The organism is Flavobacterium sp. (genome assembly GCF_017985075.1).
GTDB lineage: Bacteria > Bacteroidota > Bacteroidia > Flavobacteriales > Flavobacteriaceae > Flavobacterium.
In genome coordinates this window covers 1-4,583 of the sequence record NZ_JAGNYF010000066.1, presented here as the reverse complement: position 1 = coordinate 4,583, position 4,583 = coordinate 1, and the positions used below count along the sequence as shown (strand labels likewise).

The following is a 4,583-nucleotide window of genomic DNA, read 5'->3' as shown; positions in this document are numbered from 1 at the left end:
ATGTAATATTATTCTGTAAAATTACATCTGCTGCATCGCCATCCGCTTCGTTTTGATTGACATCTGCTTGTACTGTTGCAATAGCATTGTTTGCCGCAGTTGCATTTGCAGCCACTATAGCTTGAAGCGCCGTATTATTTGCGTTTACTGTTGAAATATTTGTATCAACATACGTTTTTACAGCATTTTGAGTTGGAAACAAAACATTACTTGTACCTAAAGTTGTAGTAGATGATTTGTTAATAGCATCTTCTTTTAAACCCAATGCAGATGTAGTAGCTGTAGCATTCGAAGCTACTGTAGTTTGAAGTGATGTAATATTATTCTGTAAAATTACATCTGCTGCATCGCCATCCGCTTCGTTTTGATTGACATCTGCTTGTACTGTTGCAATAGCATTGTTTGCCGCAGTTGCATTTGCAGCCACTATAGCTTGAAGAGCTGTGTTATTTGCGTTTACGGTTGAAATATTTGTATCAACATACGTTTTTACAGCGTTTTGTGTAGGAAATAATAAATTGCTTGTTCCTAAAGTCGTAGTAGATGATTTGTTAATCGCATCTTCTTTTAATGCTAATGCCACGGTTGTAGCTATTGCATTTGAAGTTACTGTAGCTTGAAGTGCTGTTAAAGCTGCAGTACTTTCTGTATTTAAAGCAAACAAAGCAAAAGGAACAGCAGTAAAAGGTTGATTGCTTATTTCTGTGTAATAAGAACAAATTCCGGTTGTACTTAAATCTACTTTTAAGTTTTTAGGATTGGCATTCCAAAGTATATTTGAAAACGAAGACGCATAGCCACCAATTTGAACGCCTGTACCAATAACTAGATTTACCATTCCGAATTCGTCCGTAGTGGTTTGTACCGTTTCAATATATTCAGATTGCGAATTTTGGTCAATGATGGAGAACTTTAAACAAATGTACTTATTTGCCAATGGTGCATTTGTGTTGTTCACTCCCGGCAATTGTTCACCCGAAGGATTTAATATTACTGCTTGATAAGTAATCCCATTTGTTTGAGAATAGCCAATTAGGCCAATAAATAATAAAAGTGTAACTACTATTTTTTTCATAATGTGCTATTTATTTTAATGGAAAATGTAATCCAAAGTGGATTTGATTATTTGTAAAAGAAAGTTTTTCTGAAGAAGTATTAGAAACATTAAATGCTTTAGAAAATTCGTAACCCGCAGAAATTTTAATATTGTGGTTAATGGCATATTGAAAATCAATTCCAATATTAGGTTGGATGGTTATCCCTTTAAACTCTTCTTGCTTTGTAATATCATACACTACATTATTAATGTACTGTTCGCCTTTAATTATAGTTGAAGTTGCAACACCTAATTTCGTTTTTACTTTAAAAGAATCCGAATTTTGGAATAGTGTATAATTAAGCGCGTTTTGAATTCCTAAATAATTTGTTTTCCAAGCATAGTTAGCTGAACTTGTACCACCAACTGCATTAAATTGATTATAAACCAAACTAACTGCGTAACTAAATTTACTTGAAGTAGCTGATTTGTTCAGCTTAAAATCCATACCAAATTGGTAAAAAGAGCCTTCGTCACTACTTATATTAGGATTTGAAATTCCAAATGAATTTTTGTAATCATATTTCGTAAAATTTTTTCCATTGGAAATAAACAATTCTTGAGCATGTACCAAACATCCAGAAGAAACTAGTAAAAAAAGTAAGTATTTTTTTATCATCTTGATTTAATTTTTAATTATTTTAGTGTGATATGTGAATATATTATTTGAAAGTTGTACAAAGTATTCGGCACTTTGCAACACTTGAAGATTAACACTTGTTTTGTTTTCAAATATCTGAAGCGTATTTGCATATACTTGACGACCTAGGACATCATAAACCAATAAAGAAACATTTTCTCCAATAGATTGCGAAAACTGAAAATTTATAACGTCCACGTATGGATTAGGATACGTCGTGGTGTTTGCAAGTACTACATTATTTGTAGCAATAATTTTATCCCAATTACTTTGTTGAAATCCTTGTTGTACAATTACATTACCAGTTTTAGTTCCTGTAACAGATTGTTGGCCAACAGTATATTTAACAACTATACCAGATTGTGTAACGGTATTTCCTCCTTGAGCGCTAATCATTTGATGATGTAGCGTTTGGCTAAAAGATAGCGTTGTGAAGAAACAAAACAAGAGTAAATTTTTAAATCGCATATTTTTTTTTCAAAAGTATCTTAAAAAAGTAGACTATTTTTTAATTGAAATTTAGAAGTAACTATTTTAATCAAAACAGGAAGTGTTTTTACGTTTTTAGTAAAAAATTATAAAATAAATAAATAATAATAAAAATTGTATAATATTAATAATTAACTACTTTTGAAAAAAATAATTGAAAAATAAAATAAAAATTTTATACCTAATGATTTATTTTTTAGTATTAAAATAAAACCAGAATTTAACAATATGATTGTTCATTTTTTTTATATTATTGTTGGCGCACTTGGATTAGTTACAACTTCTATAATTTTTTCATATTATAAAAAAAATAGAGTAATTAACATATATTTGATATTGTTATTTACTATTATATCCTTAAAATTTGTTTTTGATGGGTTGTTATTTTTCAAAGGAGATTTATTACCTAATTTTTCTTATATGCCTTTTTTATCTGTAGTTTTTCCGCTTCAATATCTGTATTTTAAAAACATTGTTTTTGAAACTAAAAAACTAGAAACAAAAGAATTATGGCATTTTGTTTTCCCTTTATTTTTAGGATTTTTTAATATATTAAATAATAATATTCATTTTTTAGGCAAACATACATTGGTGATTTTAAATCTTGTTTTTACTACATATAGTATTTTATATTTAGCAACCATTTTTAAATTTTTAAAAATAAATGTGTGGTATCGAAAGTCTAAAATTAAAATTGTTGACACAGAAAATACCTTGCTTCGTAAATGGACTTTGTTCTTATTTATTCTGTTATTTTTAGGAGGAATACGGTTGTTATTAACCCTATTTATAGATTTGGTTTATAATGATTTTTCCTATGGGAAAAACAACCTATGGATTACTGGTGTATTTTGGTTATTTATTTTAATTAAAATTCTAATTTCACCAGAAATTTTGTTTGGTTATAATGCATTATATAAAAAAATGACCGTACAAAAGAAATCTGATTTTATTTTAAAAGACATTTGGAATTTAAATGAAAAAATAGAAATAAAAAATCAACAAGATCATTTATTGAATGCTAAAATATATCCTGATTTAACAAAATACTTAAAAGATATCGAGCATTTAGCACTTGTGGAAAAATGGTTTAGAAAACCGAAAACATCAGGAACTGAAATTGCAAAAAAATTAGATATACCTAAAAGTCATTTAAAATTTATTTTTAAATACCATTCTAAAGTAAGTTTTACTGAATTTAAAAAAATCATAAAAACATACGATGCAATGCAGCTAATAGAATCAGATTTTTTAAAAATAAATACGTTAGATGCTTTAGCTATGAAGGTTGGATTTTCTTCCTATAACCCTTTTTTTACTTCTTTTAAAGAAATAACAGGATCTACACCACAAGCATATAGTAAAGAAATAGCAAGAGTGAAAAAGCAGAAATAAATACTTCTTTTATACGTTACTGAATTTGTATGACTAACGATTAATTATTTCCAATATAGCTTTATTATTAAACGATTTTAACACTACTTTCCCTTCTTTATCAAGTAAAAAATAACAAGGGTTTGAATAGGCGTTTAATGCTTGTTGGTACGCTCTGTTTGGATCTAAAGATTTTAAATTAATTGCTGCGGTTTCAAGTTGGTTTTTTTCAATAAATGGCAACCATTTGTCTTCTTCTTTATCATTTAGTATAGTTACCCACGCCGTTTTTTTATTTGGATTCGTTTCCTTGAGGTTTACCATAAACTTCTTAATTTCAGGTATTTTATCTATGCAATGCTGGCATGTTGGGCTAAAAAAAGTGACTAAAGTATACTCATTTTGCGAATAAATCTCTTGAATTTTTATTGCTGTACTGTCTTTATTAGCAAACGACAATTCTGGAAAAATACTGTTTAAAGGCACTTTTTTATTCGAATCGAATTCATTTGTGAATTTATTCATATCGGTGTCTGAAAATGCTTTGCAGGTATTGTCTTTGATGTACTTTTCATACAAATGATTGTATGCAATTTCTAAATTGGTACTTTCAAAAAAAGCTAAATTTGCTGAGATGTACTTTGTAAAAATGGTATAATTTTGTGTTTTACAATCGAGTCCTTTCAATAATTTATCGATATGTTTGATGTAGTTTTCATTCGATAAAGGCAAAATAGTAACCAATTTATATAATAATTTATTGATGTTTGGTAGAAAAGCCAATCTTTTATCATTCGAATTTACAGTATCAAAAAATGTATCATAAGCTACTTGCTGTTCATTTGCGTCTGTGATTTTTGGTGATTGCGTTTTGTTTTCTGCCCAAAAATAAAGATACAACATCGAATTTGGATATTTTTTCTGAAGTTGATTTCTACTTTCCGTTTGTTCTGGTTTGGAAAGTGAACTGCTTTTTCTTTGATA

At 28.3% G+C, this 4,583-nt stretch carries 5 protein-coding genes; 1 reads left to right on the top strand and 4 read right to left on the bottom strand.

Features of this window, described 5'->3' with window-relative positions; genetic code table 11:
* From KA468_RS09685 to KA468_RS09675, 3 genes are all read right to left on the bottom strand, one after another.
* On the bottom strand, positions 1-1,075 hold a 1,075-nt coding region (locus KA468_RS09685; protein ID WP_291242740.1), incomplete at its 3' end, for a hypothetical protein.
* Between the two features lie 10 nt (positions 1,076-1,085).
* A complete protein-coding gene (locus KA468_RS09680; RefSeq protein ID WP_291242739.1) occupies positions 1,086-1,715 on the bottom strand; it encodes a hypothetical protein in 630 nt (209 codons plus the stop codon).
* A gap of 6 nt (positions 1,716-1,721) precedes the next feature.
* A complete protein-coding gene (locus tag KA468_RS09675; protein WP_291242738.1) occupies positions 1,722-2,132 on the bottom strand; it encodes a T9SS type A sorting domain-containing protein in 411 nt (136 codons plus the stop codon).
* Positions 2,133-2,453: 321 nt separating this feature from the next.
* Between KA468_RS09675 and KA468_RS09670 the strand changes: the two genes are divergently transcribed.
* Positions 2,454-3,620, top strand: coding sequence for an AraC family transcriptional regulator (locus KA468_RS09670; protein ID WP_291242737.1), 1,167 nt, complete (start codon positions 2,454-2,456; stop codon positions 3,618-3,620).
* Positions 3,621-3,653: 33 nt separating this feature from the next.
* On the opposite strand, the gene KA468_RS09665 is transcribed toward KA468_RS09670, so the two are convergent.
* A partial coding sequence (locus KA468_RS09665; protein WP_291242736.1) for a thioredoxin-like domain-containing protein occupies positions 3,654-4,583 on the bottom strand: 930 nt, incomplete at its 5' end.

Excerpts from the sequence above, each read along its gene's own strand:
- KA468_RS09680 (WP_291242739.1), bottom strand. The coding sequence starts at position 1,715 with ATGATAAAAAAATACTTACTTTTTTTACTAGTTTCTTCTGGATGTTTG.
- KA468_RS09675 (WP_291242738.1), bottom strand. The coding sequence starts at position 2,132 with ATGATTAGCGCTCAAGGAGGAAATACCGTTACACAATCTGGTATAGTT.
- KA468_RS09670 (WP_291242737.1), top strand. The coding sequence starts at position 2,454 with ATGATTGTTCATTTTTTTTATATTATTGTTGGCGCACTTGGATTAGTT.